The sequence below is a fragment of the Acidovorax sp. GW101-11A03 genome (assembly GCF_059424825.1).
This window is the reverse complement of record NZ_JBWKZU010000083.1, coordinates 1-17,017: the sequence shown is the minus strand read 5'-3', so window position 1 is coordinate 17,017 and position 17,017 is coordinate 1. Positions and strand designations below refer to the sequence as shown.

At 64.3% G+C, this 17,017-nt stretch carries 15 protein-coding genes and 3 tRNA genes; 14 read left to right on the top strand and 4 right to left on the bottom strand.

Annotation, left to right across the window (positions count from 1 at the left end; translation table 11 throughout):
* The coding region (gene rimO / locus AC07Z7_RS22700) for a 30S ribosomal protein S12 methylthiotransferase RimO (RefSeq protein WP_494767743.1) at nucleotides 1–977 on the top strand (977 nt) is incomplete at its 5' end.
* A 132-nt stretch (nucleotides 978–1,109) separates the two neighbouring features.
* Here the strand turns inward: rimO and efp are convergent.
* The 3 genes from efp to AC07Z7_RS22685 all read right to left on the bottom strand — a co-directional run bounded on the left by efp (nucleotide 1,110) and on the right by AC07Z7_RS22685 (nucleotide 3,872).
* A complete protein-coding gene (efp, locus tag AC07Z7_RS22695; protein WP_094287734.1) occupies nucleotides 1,110–1,664 on the bottom strand; it encodes an elongation factor P in 555 nt (184 codons plus the stop codon).
* 163 nt (nucleotides 1,665–1,827) lie between these two features.
* A complete protein-coding gene (gene earP, locus AC07Z7_RS22690) occupies nucleotides 1,828–2,967 on the bottom strand; it encodes an elongation factor P maturation arginine rhamnosyltransferase EarP (protein WP_494767744.1) in 1,140 nt (379 codons plus the stop codon).
* A 2-nt stretch (nucleotides 2,968–2,969) separates the two neighbouring features.
* Nucleotides 2,970–3,872: a LysR family transcriptional regulator gene (locus tag AC07Z7_RS22685; protein WP_494767742.1), complete on the bottom strand. Its 903-nt coding sequence runs from the start codon at nucleotides 3,870–3,872 to the stop codon at nucleotides 2,970–2,972.
* Between the two features lie 149 nt (nucleotides 3,873–4,021).
* Between AC07Z7_RS22685 and AC07Z7_RS22680 the strand changes: the two genes are divergently transcribed.
* The 12 genes from AC07Z7_RS22680 (at nucleotide 4,022) to AC07Z7_RS22625 (ending at nucleotide 15,370) form a co-directional block, all read left to right on the top strand.
* On the top strand, nucleotides 4,022–5,239 hold the full coding sequence (locus tag AC07Z7_RS22680; RefSeq protein ID WP_494767741.1) for a CaiB/BaiF CoA transferase family protein: 1,218 nt from the start codon (nucleotides 4,022–4,024) through the stop codon (nucleotides 5,237–5,239).
* Nucleotides 5,236–6,216: a hydroxymethylglutaryl-CoA lyase gene (locus AC07Z7_RS22675; protein WP_494767740.1), complete on the top strand. Its 981-nt coding sequence runs from the start codon at nucleotides 5,236–5,238 to the stop codon at nucleotides 6,214–6,216. Before AC07Z7_RS22680 ends, AC07Z7_RS22675 begins: the two co-directional genes overlap by 4 nt.
* Before the next feature lie 46 nt (nucleotides 6,217–6,262).
* On the top strand, nucleotides 6,263–7,243 hold the full coding sequence (locus AC07Z7_RS22670) for a Bug family tripartite tricarboxylate transporter substrate binding protein (protein ID WP_494767739.1): 981 nt from the start codon (nucleotides 6,263–6,265) through the stop codon (nucleotides 7,241–7,243).
* A gap of 75 nt (nucleotides 7,244–7,318) precedes the next feature.
* A complete protein-coding gene (locus AC07Z7_RS22665) occupies nucleotides 7,319–8,299 on the top strand; it encodes a Bug family tripartite tricarboxylate transporter substrate binding protein (RefSeq protein ID WP_494767738.1) in 981 nt (326 codons plus the stop codon).
* Nucleotides 8,300–8,416: 117 nt separating this feature from the next.
* A complete protein-coding gene (gene uvrC, locus AC07Z7_RS22660) occupies nucleotides 8,417–10,438 on the top strand; it encodes an excinuclease ABC subunit UvrC (protein WP_494767737.1) in 2,022 nt (673 codons plus the stop codon).
* 43 nt (nucleotides 10,439–10,481) lie between these two features.
* Nucleotides 10,482–11,048: a CDP-diacylglycerol--glycerol-3-phosphate 3-phosphatidyltransferase gene (pgsA, locus tag AC07Z7_RS22655; protein WP_094287748.1), complete on the top strand. Its 567-nt coding sequence runs from the start codon at nucleotides 10,482–10,484 to the stop codon at nucleotides 11,046–11,048.
* 70 nt (nucleotides 11,049–11,118) lie between these two features.
* Entirely contained in the window at nucleotides 11,119–12,213 is a 1,095-nt protein-coding gene (locus AC07Z7_RS22650) for a tartrate dehydrogenase (RefSeq protein ID WP_494767736.1), read from the top strand.
* A gap of 301 nt (nucleotides 12,214–12,514) precedes the next feature.
* Complete coding sequence (locus tag AC07Z7_RS22645; RefSeq protein ID WP_008906675.1) at nucleotides 12,515–12,787, top strand: HU family DNA-binding protein; 273 nt, start codon at nucleotides 12,515–12,517, stop codon at nucleotides 12,785–12,787.
* A gap of 16 nt (nucleotides 12,788–12,803) precedes the next feature.
* Nucleotides 12,804–12,879: transfer RNA gene (locus AC07Z7_RS22640), tRNA-Val, on the top strand.
* 60 nt (nucleotides 12,880–12,939) lie between these two features.
* Nucleotides 12,940–14,868, top strand: coding sequence for a SurA N-terminal domain-containing protein (locus tag AC07Z7_RS22635; protein WP_494767735.1), 1,929 nt, complete (start codon nucleotides 12,940–12,942; stop codon nucleotides 14,866–14,868).
* Nucleotides 14,869–14,917: 49 nt separating this feature from the next.
* Nucleotides 14,918–14,993 (top strand) — tRNA-His (locus tag AC07Z7_RS22630).
* Between the two features lie 173 nt (nucleotides 14,994–15,166).
* Nucleotides 15,167–15,370 carry a hypothetical protein gene (locus AC07Z7_RS22625; RefSeq protein WP_494767734.1) on the top strand — a complete coding sequence of 68 codons (204 nt, stop codon included), beginning with the start codon at nucleotides 15,167–15,169 and terminating at the stop codon, nucleotides 15,368–15,370.
* Between the two features lie 140 nt (nucleotides 15,371–15,510).
* Here AC07Z7_RS22625 and AC07Z7_RS22620 read toward each other — a convergent pair.
* Nucleotides 15,511–15,587, bottom strand: a tRNA-Arg gene (locus AC07Z7_RS22620).
* A 195-nt stretch (nucleotides 15,588–15,782) separates the two neighbouring features.
* Between AC07Z7_RS22620 and AC07Z7_RS22615 the strand changes: the two genes are divergently transcribed.
* Nucleotides 15,783–17,017 (top strand): cation:proton antiporter domain-containing protein (locus AC07Z7_RS22615; RefSeq protein WP_494767733.1); only part of this gene is annotated, 1,235 nt, incomplete at its 3' end.

Below are 17,017 nucleotides of genomic sequence, written 5' to 3'. Positions count from 1 at the left end.
GTTTCGGCATCGCTGGCATCAAGCTCACGCCCAAGCACTATGCCTACCTCAAGATCAGCGAGGGCTGCAACCACCGCTGCACTTTCTGCATCATCCCCTCGATGCGTGGCGACCTGGTGTCGCGACCCATTGGCGATGTGCTGAGCGAGGCCAAGGCCTTGTTCGAAGGCGGTGTGAAGGAGCTGCTGGTCATCAGCCAGGACACCTCGGCCTATGGTGTGGATGTGAAGTACCGCACGGGCTTCTGGGACGGCAAGCCTGTCAAGACCCGCATGCTGGAGCTGGTGCAGACGCTGGGCGAGATCGCCGAGCCCTATGGCGCCTGGGTGCGCCTGCACTATGTGTACCCGTACCCCAGCGTGGATGAGGTCATCCCGCTCATGGCCACAGGCAAGGTGCTGCCGTACCTGGACGTGCCCTTCCAGCACAGCCACCCCGATGTGCTCAAGCGCATGAAGCGCCCCGCCAGCGGCGAGCGCAATCTGGAGCGCATCCTGCGCTGGCGCGAGGCCTGCCCTGAGCTGGTCATCCGCAGCACCTTCATTGCAGGCTTTCCGGGCGAGACGGAAGAAGAGTTCCAGCACCTGCTCGACTTCGTGCGCGAGGCGCAGATCGACCGTGCGGGCTGCTTTGCCTACAGCGATGTGAATGGCGCCGCTGCCAACGAGCTGCCCGGCATGTTGCCCATGGAAGTGCGCGAAGAGCGCCGTGCCCGTTTCATGGCCGTGGCCGAAGAGGTCTCGATCGCCAGGCTGCAGCGCCGTGTGGGCGCGACCATGCAGGTGCTGGTGGACCATGCCCCTGCGCTCGGCAAGAAGGGCGGCCGGGGCCGCAGCTATGCCGATGCGCCCGAGATCGACGGCGTGGTGCACCTGCTGCCGCCCGAGAAGATCAGCAAGCAGCTCAAGGTGGGCGAGTTCACCAAGGCGCGCATCGTGGGCACGCAGGGGCACGATCTGGTGGCCGTGCCGGTGTGATGAGGCTTGAGGGGTGGTTGCTATTATTTTTATAGCTTAAGCGCTTGTCTATCAGGCGCCAGGCCCCAAAAAAACCAATAAAAAAAGGCTTCCCGAGGGAAGCCTTTTTTGTGGGCCGGGGCAGAAGCTGCCTCAGACGCGCTTGCGGTACTCGCCGGTGCGCGTGTCGATTTCAATGCGGTCGCCTTGCGACACAAACAGCGGCACGGGCACTTCGAAGCCGGTGGCGATCTTGGCGGGCTTCATGACCTTGCCGGAGGTGTCGCCCTTGACGGCGGGTTCCGTCCAGGTGATTTCGCGCTCGACGCTGGTGGGGAGTTCGACCGAGATGGCCTTGCCGTCGTAGAACACCACTTCAACAGCCATGCCGTCTTCCAGGTAGTTCAGCGAGTCGCCCATGTTTTCGGCTTCGACTTCGTACTGGTTGTACTCGGTGTCCATGCACACATACATGGGATCGGCGAAGTAGGAGTAAGTGCACTCCTTCTTGTCCAGGATCACGTTGTCGATCTTGTCGTCGGCCTTGAACACGACTTCGGTGCCGAAGTTGCCGATCAGGCTCTTGAGCTTCATGCGCACGGTGGCTGCACCGCGGCCGCCACGGGCGTATTCGGTCTTCAGGACAACCATGGGGTCCTTGCCGTGCATGATCACGTTGCCGGCGCGGATTTCTTGAGCGATTTTCATAGCGAGTTGCTTGGGTTGGGGCCGCTCAACGCGCGGGCCGGTGGCTTTCTGTTGTCTCGCTGGGGAGGCAGAAGGCGCGCCGTGCCGATGCATGTTCCGCGGCGGGAATGCGCGAGGGCTGGGCACCGGTGTGCCGCACCTCATTTGCGCAAAGCCTCGGATTTTACCGTTTTTCGGCGACAAAGCCCAAAAGTTGCGCCACAAGGTTGTCTTGCGTCAGCAGGCGCGCGCGCGCCGCCACCGTGCAGGCGGTCCATTCGGCCAGGGTGTCATCGCCGGGCCACTGCAGGGGCGCGGTGTTGAGCCCGTTCCAGGTGGCATGGAACTGCCGCAGCGATTCTGGGGCCTGCAGCCAATCCAGAAACGCCCAGAGCTTGTCGTGGTGGGCGTTGTCGTGCTGGGGGTAGATCTGCCAGACCAGGGCCTGCCCGGCCCACAGCGCCCGCACCAGCGAGTCCTCGCCGCGCACAAAGTTCAGGTCACAGGCCCACAGCATGTCGTCAAACGCCGCCTGGGGGCGTGCGGGCAAGTATGAAATGTATAGCTGCCCGATCTTGCCAGGCGCGCCTAGGCAGGCATTTTGAGCATGATTTTTGGCAGCACCAAGCGCGGCCTGCACCGCCGCCCTGGGGCGGCCTGGCGTGACCAGCAACTGCGTGGGCTGGGCCTGGCTGCGCTGCAGCAGCTCGGGCAGGGCTGCGGGTTCGTAGCAGAACAGCGACACCCAGCGCTGCCCTGGGCCGTCGTTGTCCAGGCCAAACGCTTGGGCGTGCGCCTGGCGCCAGGCGGTGCGGTCAAACGCCTGGCGCCGGGCCATCAGGTCGTCTTCGCGCAGCAGCCCGCCCGTGGCGGGCGTGAAGCCGGGGTAGAAGAACCAGCGTGTCCAGCCCGCAGCAGGGCCTGACAGGAGGGGCGATGGCAGCCGGTGGGTGCGCTCCACATAACTCTCGGCCGACAGGTATTCCAGGTTGATCCAGACAGGTTTTTTGCCGTTTGCGAGCGACTGACATGCGCTGTAAGCTATGAATTCAGGAGCAATTTCGCAGCCGAATGCCTCCACCATCACATCGGGCGCTGGCTCGGTGGGGCCGGGCGGGGGCGATCCCCAGGCGCGCAGCTCCACGCCCGGGCAGCCTGCGGGCGCCATCCACGTGAGGGCCGAGGCGTCGTCCACCCACAGCCGCACGCGGTGGCCCAGACTGGCGAGTTGCGTCACCAGACGCCAGCACACGCCGATGTCGCCAAAGTTGTCGATCACGCGGCAGAACACATCCCATTGCAGGGCAGGGAGGGGGGGGCGCATGGTCATGGGGCGGGTGTAGTTGGTGGCGCACGCAGGTGGTCTACCAGCAGCCGCGCCACGCTGGAGAGGGACTCTTCGGACCGCACGCACAGCACCAGTTGCCGGTGCGCCCAGGGCTCGCTCAGCGTGACCACGCGGATGGGCTGCGAGCCCTTGTACAGCGCGGCGCTGCCACGCGGCATCACGCCCACGCCCAGGCCGGCGGCCACCATCAGGCACAGCGCGTCGTAGCTGGTGACCTGCATGCGCAGGCGCAGCGGCAAGCCGGCTTCAGAGGCCGCGCGGGTCAGCTGGTTGTTGATGGCGCTGCCCGGGTGCGCGCCCACAAAGTCATAGGGCAGGGCGTCGGCCAGGCGGGCCGATTTGCGCCGCGCCAGGGGATGGCTTGTGGGCACCACCAGCACCAGCTCGTCGGTGCGGTAGGGCAGTTGCACCACGCGCTCGCCGTACTGGCCCTGGTTGAGGATGCCCACATCGGCCGCGTTCTCGGCCACGGACTGGGCGATGGCCGTGCTGATCTGCTCCTGCAGCCGAACATCCACCTGCGGGTGCAGCGCCATGAAGCTCTGCAGCTGCGCGGGTAAAAACTGCGTGATGGCCGAGATGTTGGCCACCACCCGCACATGGCCGCGTACGCCCGCGCCGTAGTCGCGCATCTGGCTGGCAATGCCGTCCAGGTCATTGAGCACACCACGCGCCAGGTTCAGCAGTGCGTAGGCGGCAGCCGTGGGCTCGGTGCCCTTGTTGCTGCGGGTGAACAGCGCCACACGCAGCGCGTCTTCCAGGTCCGCCAGGCGGCGGCTCACGGCCGATGCGGCAATGTGCTCGCGCGCAGCGGCGGCGGCGATGGTGCTTTCTTCCATCACGGCCACAAACAGGCGCAGGGAGACGGGGTCGAGTTTCATGAGTTGCTGATGGTAACAAGCGCCGCAATTGCCATGCCGGTTTGCGATGGCATCTTGTTGCTTGAGCGATTTACGGCCCCGCGCGCCCTGCGCATCATTCGCCGCGAGCCACCCCAGCGTGGGGCTGGCCGCAGGAGACAACCTCACCCATGGATTCCATTGCTTCCCCCGCCGTTTCCCCTGCCGCACTGCAAGGCGTGCGCGTCATCGAAATGGGCCAGCTCATTGCCGGGCCGTTCTGCGGCAAGACGCTGGGCGAGTTTGGCGCCGACGTGATCAAGATCGAAGCCCCCGAGACCGGCGACCCCCTGCGTAACTGGCGCCTGATCAAGGAAGGCACCTCCGTCTGGTGGCAGGTGCAGTCGCGCAACAAGCGCTCCGTGGCGCTGGACCTGCGCCAAAAGGAAGGCCAGGACATCGCCCGCCAGCTCATCGCTGAAGCCGACGTGCTGGTCGAGAACTTCCGCCCCGGCACGCTCGAAGCCTGGGGCATGTCGCCCGAAGAGTTGCACCAACTCAACCCCGGCCTGGTGATGCTGCGCATCTCCGGTTACGGTCAGACCGGGCCTTACCGCGACCTGCCAGGCTTTGGCGCCATCGGCGAGGCCATGGGTGGCCTGCGCCACCTGACCGGCGAGCCAGGCCGCGTGCCGGTGCGTGTGGGCGTGTCGATTGGCGACACGCTGGCGGCACTGCACGGCACCATCGGCGTGCTCATGGCGCTGTACCACCGCAAGGTCAACGGTGGCAAGGGCCAGGTGATTGATGTGGCGCTGCACGAGGCGGTGTTCAACGTGATGGAAAGCCTGATCCCCGAATACAGCGCCTTTGGCGCCGTGCGTGAGGCGGCAGGCAGTGCGCTGCCGGGCATTGCACCGAGCAACGCCTACCCCTGCCAGGACGGCTGGGTGCTGGTGGCGGGCAATGGCGACAGCATTTTCAAGCGGCTGATGGACGCGATTGGCCGACCCGACCTGGGCACTGCGCCGGACCTGACCAACAACACCGGCCGCGTGGCGCGTGTGGAAGAAATTGACGCGGCCATTGGTGCCTGGAGCGCGCAGCGCACCGTGCAGCAGGTGCTGGATGCGCTGGGCGCCGCCCGCGTGCCCGCGGGCAAGGTCTACACCGCCAAAGACATTGCCGAAGACCCGCACTACCGCGCCCGCGACATGCTGCTGACGCAAGAGACGCGCGATGGCTACTGCGTGCAGGTGCCGGGCATCGTGCCCAAGTTGTCTGGCACGCCGGGGACCATTCGCAGTAGTGCACCGCACTTGGGCGATGACACCGATGCCGTGCTGGCAGAAATGGGGCTTACTGCCGAGCAGATTGCGTTGCTGCGCAGCAAAGGAGTTGTGCAATGAACGCACCCAGCACCATTTGGCAGGGGGCGAACCGCCGCATCCACATGCAGGAAGTCGGCTTGCGCGATGGCCTGCAGATGGAGAAGGCCTTTGTGCCCACGGCCGACAAGATCGCGCTGTGCAATGCGCTCTCGGCAGCGGGCCTGTCCAAGATCGAAGTGACTTCATTCACATCACCCACCGCCATCCCTGCGCTGCGCGACGCCGAGATCGTGATGCGCGAGATCACACGCCGCCCTGGCACGGTCTACACCGCGCTGGTGCCCAATCTGCGCGGGGCCGAGCGCGCCATCGAGTCGCGTACGGACGAGCTGAACCTGGTGATGTCCGTCAGCGCCACCCACAACCTCGCCAATCTGCGCATGACGCAGGAACAGTCGTTTGCGGCGCTGGCGCAGGTGGTGGCCCTGGCGCAGGGCGCCAACGTGGCGGTGAATGTGTCGCTGTCGTGTGTTTTCGGCTGCCCCATGGAAGGGGATGTGGCACAGGCCGATGTGTTTGGCAGGGTGCAGCGTTTTGTGGACCTTGGGGTGCGTGGCATCACGCTGTGCGACACCACGGGTATGGCCTACCCCACGCAGGTGCATCAGCTCACGGCGGCCGCCCGCGCACGCTGGCCGGGGGGGGAGTTCACCCTGCATTTCCACAACACGCGGGGCATGGGCCTCGCCAATGTGCTGGCGGCCATCGACGCGGGGGCTGACCGGTTCGACGCGTCCCTGGGCGGTCTGGGCGGCTGCCCCTATGCACCGGGCGCCAGCGGTAACGTCTGCAGCGAAGAGATCGTGCACGCGCTGGGGTTGATGGGCTATGACACGGGGGTGGATCTGGCGCAACTGGTGGCCGCCGCGCAGCAGCTGCCTGCGCTCATCGGCCACGACATTCCGAGCCAGATCGCCAAGGCGGGCCCGCGCCTGGCGCTGCACCCGGTGCCTGCCGATTTTGAGGCGATCCGAGAGAGGGCGCTCGCCCGCTGAATGCGGTTGAGCCTGCATTCATCCATAACTCCAGGAGACAAAAGCAATGACTTTCCCCGCCCCACTGTCCCGCCGCATCTTCACCGCCGCCGTGTTGTGCTCTGCCGCCCTCGCTGCGGGCGCGCAGGACAAGTACCCCTCCAAGCCCATCACCGTGGTCGTGCCCCAGGCTGCGGGTGGCGCCAACGACGCCATTGCACGCGTGGTGGCGCAAAAACTCAGCGAGCAACTGGGCCAGAGCGTGATCGTGGAGAACCGCCCTGGTGCCGGCGGCACGCTGGCCACGGGCACCACGGCCCGCGCGCGCAACGATGGCTATACGCTGCTGCTCACCGCCGACAGCGCCCATGTGATCGGTCCTGCGCTGTACAAGAGCCCGGGCTTTGACCCGGTGAAGGACTTTGCGCCTGTGGCGCCTGTGGCCACGGCTGGGTATGTGTTGGTCGCGCATCCCTCCTTCCCGGGCAACACGGTGGCGGACCTGGTGTCGTTGGCCAAGGCCAACCCTGGCAAGTATTCGATCGCCTCGGCGGGCAATGGCACGCTGAACCATCTGATCGGCGAGATGCTGCAAAAGGCCGCAGGCATCCAGCTGCAGCACATCCCGTACAAGGGCTCGGCGGCAGCCGCCACCGATGTGGTGGGCGGGCAGGTGCCGCTGTCGGTGCAAAGCCTGCCTTCGGCCATTGCGTTCATCAAGGCGGGCAAGCTCAAGGTGCTGGGTGTGGTCAATGAAAAGCGCGTGGCTGCGCTGCCCGATGCGCCCACCATTGGCGAGACGATCAAGGGCTTTGGCCAGGCGCCCTGGTACGCGCTGTTTGCCCCGGCCGGCACGCCCGCGCCCATCGTGGCGCAGCTGCAGGCCGAGGTGGCGCGCGCGCTGGAACACAAGGATGTGGTGGACAAGCTGGCCACCGTGGGCTGCGAGCCCTTCAAGGGCACGGCGGCGCAGCTGGCAGCGCTGGTGCAGTCCGACCTGCCCAAGTGGAGCCGCGTGGTCAAGGACACGGGCGCCACGGTCGATTGACCAGCGCTTCCTCCGCGCCCTCCCGCTCTCGCAATTCAGATTTTTGACAACAACGACAACGGAGACATTCCTTTCATGCAAACCACCCGTAAACAATTCACCACCCTGGCTCTGGTCGCACTGGCCACCGGCTTTGTTGGCCATGCATCGGCGCAGGGCGCCTATCCGTCCAAAAACGTCACCCTGGTGGTGCCCACCGCCGCAGGCGGCACCACCGACCTGTCGGCCCGCATGCTGGCGCAGGCCCTGGCGCCGGTGCTGGGCCAGTCGGTCATCGTGGACAACAAGGGCGGGGGCAACGGCAACATTGCCGCCAGCGCCGTCAAGCGGGCCGAGGCCGATGGCTACACGCTGCTCATGCAGTACTCGGGCTACCACGTGATCTCGCCCCACATCACCAAACAAAAGCAGTGGGAGCAGGCCGACTTCCAGCCCGTGGCCAATGTCATCTCGGCCCCGCAGATCATCGTGGTGCGGGCCGACCTGCCGGTGAAGACGCTGCCCGAGCTGATTGCCTACGCCAAGGCCCACCCCGGCAAGCTCAACTACGCCTCGTCGGGCAACGGGTCGCTGCAGCACGTGACCGGTGCCATGCTGGAGCAGCAAGGCGCCATCAAGATGGTCCACGTGCCCTACAAAGGCACGGGCCCCGCGCTGCAGGACCTGCTGGGCGGCCAGGTGGACCTGACATTCGGCACCGCGCCACCTTTCATGCCCCACATCGCCAGCGGCAAGCTGCGCGTGCTGGCCGTGACGGGCAAGCAGCGCCTGCCCAGCCTGCCCGATGTGCCCACCACCGCCGAGGCCGGTTACCCCAAGGTGGATGCGACCTCGTGGTTTGCGGTGTTTGCCCCGGCCGCCGTGCCCAAGGCCGTGGTGGACAAGCTCACGGCCGACGTCCGCACCGTGGTGCAGAGCGCAGCCTTCCAGCAAAAGGCACAGGAGCAGGGCGCCACAGCCGACTACCAGACCCCGGCACAACTGGGTGACAAGGTGAAGGCGGACTTGGCCAACTGGGCACAGGTGGTGAGGACCTCGAAGATCGAGGCGGAGTGACCCGGAGGGGGCGGGAAATTGGATAAAAAATCCCGCTACCGCCCGCTATATATGCGCAAGTAGCTATTTATTTCATAGCAAATGATACCTGGCGCGCACAAGGCCACAATACGCGCCATGTCTGATGTGCATTCTGAAGAACTCCTGGCGCAGGTGGCTGCGCTGCCTGCGCTGCCGGGCGTGTACCGCTATTTCGATGCGCAGGATGCGCTGCTGTATGTGGGCAAGGCGCTCAACCTCAAGCGCCGGGTGTCCAGCTACTTTCAGAAGAACCATGGCGGCACGCGCATCGGCCACATGGTCAGCAAGATCGTGCGTATGGAGACCACCGTGGTGCGCTCCGAGGCCGAGGCGCTGCTGCTGGAAAACAACCTCATCAAGACGTTGAACCCCAAGTTCAACATCCTGTTCCGAGACGACAAGAGCTACCCCTATCTGAAGATCACCGGCACGCCTGGCGCGCATACGCGGGGCGATGCGCCGGGCCAGGTATTTCCGCGCATGGCCTATTACCGGGGCGCGGTCGATAAAAAGCACCGCTACTTCGGCCCATACCCCAGCGCCTGGGCGGTGAAGGAAACCATCCAGCTGCTGCAAAAGGTGTTCCGGCTGCGCACCTGCGAAGACACGGTGTTTGCCAACCGCACGCGGCCCTGCCTGCTGTACCAGATCAAGCGCTGCACCGGGCCCTGTGTGGACTTGATCTCGCCCGAGGCCTATGCCGCCGACGTGCAGCATGCCGAGGCACTGCTGCGTGGTGAAACGCAGGAGCTGCTGCAGGCGCTGGAGGCGCGCATGATGGCGCATTCGGACAAGCTCGAATTCGAGCAGGCGGCCGAAGTGCGCAACCAGATCCAGGCACTGTCGCGCGTGCTGCACCAGCAGTCCATCGAAACGGTGGATGACAAGGATGTGGACATCCTGGCTGTGCGTGTGCAAGGCGGCCGTGCCTGCGTGAACCTGGCCATGGTGCGCGGTGGCCGCCACCTGGGAGACAGGCCGTACTTTCCGGTGCATGTCGAGGATGCGGCGGCGGTGTATGCGGAAGAGGGGGGCGAGGGCACAGACGCTGTGGAGGGCGTTGACGGGGAAAGCGCCGCGCCTGCTCTGCCTGCCCGGCCCGTGGAGGTGCTGGTGCTTGAAGCCTTCATCGCCCAGCACTACATCGGCGTGCCTGTGCCCCCGCTGCTGGTGACCAGCGTGCCGGTGGACAAGGCCCTGCTCGACGCGCTGACCGAACAAAGCGGCCTGCGCGTGAACGCCATCCACCAGCCCCGCGAACAGCGCCGTGCCTGGCTGGACATGGCCCAGAAGAACGCCGACCTGCAACTCGCCCGCCTTCTGGCCGAGGAGGGCTCGCAGCAAGCCCGCACCCGCGCGCTGGCCGAGGCCCTGGATCTGCCGCCCGAAGATCTGGACCAGCTCACCATCGAGTGCTTCGACATCTCGCACACGGCGGGCGAATCCACCCAGGCGTCCTGTGTGGTCTTTCACCACCACAAGATGCAGAGCAGCGAATACCGCCGTTACAAGATCGAGGGCATCACGGGCGGCGACGACTACGCCGCCATGCGCCAGGTGCTCACACGCCGCTACAGCAAGGTGGTGGAGGCGCAGCGTGAGGAGGGGGGCATCGACTATGCGAAGTCTCCCGAAGCGCAAGCCGCAGCCCGCCCCAAGGGCCAGGCGCGCCTGCCCGACCTGGTGCTCATCGACGGAGGCAAGGGCCAGGTGGGCGTGGCGCGCGAGGTGTTCTCCGCGCTGGGGCTGGACCTGACCCGCATCGTGGGGGTGGAGAAGGGCGAGGGCCGCAAAGTGGGCCTGGAAGAGCTGGTGTTTGCCGATGGGCGCGAGAAGGTCTATCTGGGCAAGGATTCGGCCGCGCTGATGCTGGTGGCGCAGATCCGCGACGAGGCGCACCGCTTTGCCATCACGGGCATGCGCGCGGCGCGCGCCAAGGTGCGGGTGGGCGGCGGGCAGCTTGAAGAAATTGCGGGCGTCGGCCCCAAGAAGCGCGCGCGGCTGCTGCAGCGGTTTGGCGGGGTGCGCGGCGTGGCGGCGGCCAGTGTTGAGGACCTGGCCACCGTCGATGGCATCTCGCGCGAGTTGGCAGAAGAAATTTACAAGGCCCTGAGATAAGCCCCGCGCAGTTCCAGGGCCGCGCCGTGACACAATCGCCGCCATGTTCTGGACTATCCCCACCTTGATGACCTGGACGCGCATCGTCGCGATACCTTTGATCGTGGGGGTGTTCTACGCGCCACTGGAGCCAGCCACACGCAATCTCATCGCCACCGTGATGTTCGTGGTGTTCGCCGCCACCGACTGGCTGGACGGCTACCTGGCCCGCAAGCTCAACCAGACTTCGTCCTTCGGCGCGTTCCTTGACCCGGTGGCCGACAAGTTCCTGGTCTGTGCATCGCTGCTGGTGCTGGTGCATCTGCAACGTGCCGATGTGTTTGTGGCCCTCATCATCATCGGCCGCGAAATTGCCATCTCGGCGCTGCGCGAGTGGATGGCGCAGATCGGTGCGAGCAAGAGCGTGGCCGTGCACATGATCGGCAAAGTGAAGACCACGGTGCAGATGCTGGCCATCCCCTTCCTGCTGTACGACGGGCGCCTGTTTGGCCTGATCGACACGGGCGTGTGGGGCACCTGGCTCATCTGGGCATCTGCCGTGCTCACGGTCTGGTCCATGGTGTACTACCTGCAGAAGGCCCTCCCCGAAATCCGGGCTCGCGTCAAGTAATTTTCAAGCTTTTTAGGCCGCTTGCGCGCTCTGAGTAAGCGCTAGTAGCTATATTTTCAGGAGCATTCCCGTGGCTAAACATCGCATTGCCGTGGTGGCGGGTGACGGCATTGGCAAAGAGGTCGTGCCCGAGGGCCTGCGCGTGCTGGACGTGGCTGCGCGCAAGTTCGGCATCGACCTGCACTTCGACCATTTCGACTTTTCGAGCTGGGACTACTACGAGAAGCACGGCAAGATGCTGCCCGACAACTGGAAGGACCAGATCGGCGGCCATGAGGCCATCTACTTCGGCGCCGTGGGATGGCCCGAGAAGATCGCCGACCATGTCTCGCTCTGGGGTTCGCTGCTGCTGTTCCGCCGCGAGTTTGACCAGTACATCAACCTGCGCCCCGCACGCCTCATGCCCGGCGTGATCGCGCCTGTGGTGCGCCGCGACGGCAGCCCGCGTCTGCCCGGCGAGATCGACATGCTGATCGTGCGGGAGAACACCGAGGGCGAGTACTCCAGCATCGGTGGCCGCATGTACGAAGGCACGCCGCGCGAGATCGTGATGCAGGAGACGGTGATGTCCCGCCACGGCGTGGACCGCGTGCTGAAGTTTGCCTTCGACCTGGCCCAGTCGCGCCCCAAGAAGCACCTGACCAGCGCCACAAAATCCAACGGCATCGCCATCACCATGCCGTATTGGGACGAGCGTGTGGCCGAGATGGCCAAGTCGTATCCGGATGTGAAGGTGGACAAGTTCCACATCGACATCCTCACGGCCCATTTCGTGCAGCGTCCCGACTTTTTCGATGTAGTGGTGGCCAGCAATCTGTTTGGCGACATCCTCTCGGACCTGGGTCCGGCCTGCACGGGCACCATCGGCATCGCGCCCAGCGCCAACCTCAATCCCACGCGCACCATGCCGTCGCTGTTCGAGCCCGTGCATGGCTCGGCGCCCGACATCGCCGGGCAGGGCATTGCCAACCCCATCGGCCAGATCTGGTGTGGCGCGATGATGCTGGACTTCATGGGTTACCGGGCGGCGCACGATGCGGTGCTGGCTGCGATCGAGGCCGTGCTGGACCCCCAAAGTGGCGGGCCGCGCACCCCTGATCTGGGCGGAAAATCCAGCACGCGGGACGTTGGCAAGGCCATTGCCGAGGCGTTATCGGCCGTTTGAGTGGCGCCAGAATTGGGGTGTCAATACGGGATGCTGCCCATACGGCGTGTTTGAGACAAAACGGCCCGGCAAGCCCTGTCGCTGCGTGAAATACGACTAGAATTCATCGCAACGCTGCGTCAAATCAGCGTGCTGTATTGACACTCTGAAACTCGATGGCTTTAATCTGATGCAGCAGCCACTGCTGTGTATGCCAGTCATTCCCCCGCCTGTTCCCCATCAGCCTTCGGCTGTGCCGTCAGACGTGTGAAGACCAGATATCCGCGAGACATTCCATCAACTCTTTTCCGAGAGGCTTCTTGTGAACAAAACCGAACTGATCGAGCACATCGCTACCAACGCCGACATCTCCAAGGCCGCTGCTGCGCGTGCCCTGGAATCCACGATCGAGGCTGTCAAGAAGACTCTGAAGAAGGGCGGCACGGTGTCGCTCGTCGGTTTTGGCACTTTTGCCGTGGGCAAGCGCGCTGCCCGCACGGGCCGCAATCCCCGTACCGGCGCTACGATTAAAATCAAAGCTGCTAAAGTTCCAAAGTTCCGTCCTGGCAAGGCATTGAAAGATGCCTTGAACTGAGGATCAAGTTTAGGTGGGGTCCTTAGCTCAGTTGGTAGAGCGGCTCCTTTACACGGAGTAGGTCGGCGGTTCGAGACCGTCAGGACCCACCATCACCGAACAAAGGCGAACGCAAGTTCGCCTTTTGTTTTTTGCCTCTTGAAAGATCGACCATGTTTGAATCCATCCGCAAGCACTCCAAGATCGTGATGATCTTCTTGTTCTTGCTGATCATTCCTTCGTTTGTGCTGGTAGGCATTGACAGCAACTACTTCTCTGAAAAGAGCCCGGTGGTGGCGCGTGTCGATGGAGACAATATCAAGCAGACAGACTGGGACAATGCCCACCGCATGGAGACGGACCGCATTCGCGCGCAGTCTCCCACGGTCGATCCCAAGTTGCTGGACTCGCCTAGCGCACGCTACGCCACGCTGGAGCGCCTGGTGCGCGACCGTGTGCTGGCCGCTGCCGCGAAAAAAATGCACCTCGTCACCAGCGATGCGCGCCTGGCACGCAGCCTGCAGGAGATCCCGGCGATTGCTGGTCTCAAGCGCGCGGACGGAACCCTGGACGCCGAAGCCTACCGCGCCCTGGTGGCCGGCCAGGGCCTCACGCCTGCGGGTTTTGAGGCCAATGTGCGCCGCGACATCTCCATCAACCAGGTCATGGGTGGCGTGATGGGCTCGGCTTTTGGTTCGGATGCACAGGTCAAGCTGGCCCTGAACGCCTTGTACGAGCGGCGCGACATCCAGGTGGCACGTTTCAATGCATCCGATTTTGCGAGCAAGGTCACGCCCACGGATGCGGACCTTGAAGCCTATTACAAAGCCCATCCCGCGCAGTTTCAGCAACTGGAACAGGCGGCCGTGGAGTATGTGGTGCTGGACCTCGACAGTGTCCGTGCCACCATTTCCCTGAGTGAAGACGACCTGCGTACCTATTACAAGGAAAACGTGGCGCGCATGACGGCCAAGGAGGAGCGCCGCGCAAGCCACATCCTCGTCAATGCCGCCAAGGATGCACCGGCTGCAGACCGCGAGAAGGCCAAGGCCCGCGCTGCCGAACTGCTTGCCCAGGTGCGCAAGGCGCCCGCGAGTTTTGCGGACGTGGCGAAGAAATCCTCAGACGACAAGGGCTCGGCCGTGGTCGGCGGAGACCTCAACTTCTTCGCCCGTGGCGCCATGGTCAAGCCTTTCGAAGATGCGGCCTTTGCTCTGAAGAAGGGCGAGATCAGCGATGTGGTGGAGAGCGATTTTGGCTTTCACATCATCCAGTTGACCGACATCAAGACGCCCCGCCAGCCCTCGTTCGAGGAGCTGCGTCCTTCGATGGAAGCCGAGCTCAAGCAGCAGCAGGCCCAGCGCAAATTCGCCGAAGTGGCCGAGTCCTTCACCAACGGTGTGTACGAGCAGGCAGACAGCCTGCAGCCGGTGGCCGACAAGCTCAAGCTCAAGGTGCAGACAGCCACGGGCGTCACCCGCACCCCAGCACCAGGCGCCAAGGGGCCCCTGGCCAATGCCAAGTTCCTGGAGGCACTGTTTGCTTCGGACTCCGTGCAGAACAAGCGCAACACCGAAGCCGTCGAAGTGGGCCCCAGCCAGATGGCCGCAGGCCGCGTGACGACCTACACCCCGGCTCGCACCTTGCCGCTGGACGAAGTGCGGGCCCGCGTGCGCACCCTCTATGTGGCCGAAAAGTCGGCCGAACTGGCGCGCAAGGAAGGCGAGGCCAAGCTGGCCGCCTGGAAGGCAGCGCCTGCTTCGGCCACGGGCCTTTCTACAGCGGTGGAAGTATCGCGTGAACAACCCCAGAACCTGCCCCGCCCGGTGATTGACGCCGCCTTGCGCGCATCTGCCGATGCCTTGCCCGGCTGGACGGGCGTGGACCTGGGGGCCGCTGGCTACATGGTGGTCAAGGTCAACCGCGTGGTACCCCGCCAGGCGCCTGATGCGCAGCGTGCCCAGCAGGAGCGCCAGCAGTACGAGCAGTGGCTGACGACCGCAGAAGGCTTGGCTTACTACGAATTGCTGAAGCAGCGCTTCAAGGTGCAGATCAAGGCTCCGCGTCCTGACGCTGCAACCCAAGTCACTGCAGAAAATTAAGCAATTTAGTCCTGGGGGGCAAAAACCCAGGCTATAATACAAAGCTACGGTGGCTGTAGCTCAGTTGGTAGAGTCCAGGATTGTGATTCCTGTTGTCGTGGGTTCGAGCCCCATCAGCCACCCCAAAATGCAAAGCGCTGCAACGGAGACGTTGCAGCGCTTTTTTGCTTTCTGAAGTGGTTTTCAGGCCCCGGTTCCGACTATCGCGACCTGTTCTCCCACTTAGTTTCTCCAACGGTCGTGTTTCCAGAAGAAGGCAGCGCATACTGCTTGTTTCACTGCTTTCTGGGAGCCCCTGATGAATCTGATAGTCCGCGATGCGTCGCCGAGTGAGAAGCGTGGCAATGCCATGTCTGCGGCCCTGGCCAAGGAGCAGTTGGAATACGCGGTCAAGATTGTGAAAGAAGTGCTGCCCCAGAGTGCGGGAGATTCGGCGTTGATTGGCGCCGTGGTGCAGGCCATCGCAATGAACTATGCGGCCGTACCGCAACCCAACCGCTAACGGCAAAAGCGCTGAACCCATCGACCGACCATCCTGAAGCGAGGATGTGGTGGCTCTGCGCGGCCTGGCCGAAGTGGATTTTTCGACGTTTTCCCCTGGCGCAATCAACGCCAGTCGGATGAGTTTTACCGCGTGAGTATTGGCCTGCCCGGAGGGACTCGAACCCCCGACCTATAGCTTAGAAGGCTATTGCTCTATCCAGTTGAGCTACGGGCAGAAAGGCTTTCGGCGGTGACGCCTACTGGCTGGGCGGAGTGTCCGCCACTGCGTTTGATGCAGAGGCTGGATCATACCCGCCATGACGGTGCCCTCTTGCAAGAAGCCCTCCGATTTTGCAGTGCAGGGGGGGATGCGGTTATAACGAGGCCATGCGCGGGCGCACGAGGCGCTCTCCCCTCCAGCACACATCCCCATGCCGCACAGCGTTTCCCTTATCCACACCATCGCCGCAGCCCTTGGGCTGGCGCTGGCGCTGGGTTTTCTGGCAACACGTCTGCGTTTGCCGGCGCTGGTGGGCTATCTGTTGGCTGGGGTGGCGATCGGGCCGTTCACCCCGGGGTTTGTGGCGGATGCGGCCATGGCCAGTCAGTTGGCTGAGATTGGTGTGATGCTGCTGATGTTTGGCGTGGGCCTGCACTTCTCGCTGGGGGACCTGTTGGCGGTGCGCAAGATTGCCGTCCCTGGGGCCGTGGTGCAGATGATGGTGGCCACGGCGCTGGGCACGGCATTGGCCACCTGGTGGGGATGGAGCCTGGGCGGGGCACTGGTGCTGGGGCTCTCATTGTCGGTGGCGAGCACGGTGGTGTTGCTACGGGCCTTGGAGACGCTGGGCATTCTGGACAGTTACACCGGCCGCATTGCCGTGGGCTGGCTGGTGGTGGAAGACCTGGCCATGGTGCTGGTGCTGGTGCTGTTGCCCCCGCTGGCCGGGTGGCTGGGGAGTAGCGCTGGCGCGGAGCTGGACGCCGCACAACTGGGGCGTACTGTGGGCTGGACGCTGCTCCAGGTCGGCGGCTTTGTGGCCTTGATGCTGCTGGTGGGGCGCCGCTTGTTCCCCTGGGTGTTGTGGCAGGTGGCGCGCACCGGCTCGCGCGAACTCTTCACCCTGTGTGTGGTGGCAGCTGCGGTGGGGATTGCATTCGGCTCAGCGGCATTGTTTGGTGTGTCGTTTGCGCTCGGCGCCTTTTTTGCCGGCATGGTGATGCGTGAATCCGAGTTTGCCCACCGGGCCGCGCACGAGTCTCTGCCACTGCGCGATGCCTTTGCCGTGCTGTTTTTTGTGTCGGTGGGCATGTTGTTCAACCCTGCCGTGCTGTGGGAGCGGCCTTTGCAGGTTCTGGCGGTGGTGGCGATCATCATGGTGGGCAAAACGCTGGCGGCGGCTGCGCTGGTGCTGGCGTTCCGCTACCCCCTCAACACAGCGCTCACGGTGTCGGCCAGCCTGGCGCAGATTGGCGAGTTTTCATTCATCCTGGTGGCCCTGGGGGCAACGCTGGGCCTGTTGCCGCCCGAAGGCGCCAGCCTGGTGCTGGCAGGGGCGCTGATTTCGATGGCGCTCAACCCCTTGCTCTTTCATGCGATTGCGCCGCTGCAGGACTGGCTGCGGGCCCGCTCGGCCTGGGCGCGCCGGCTGGAGCAGCGCGATGA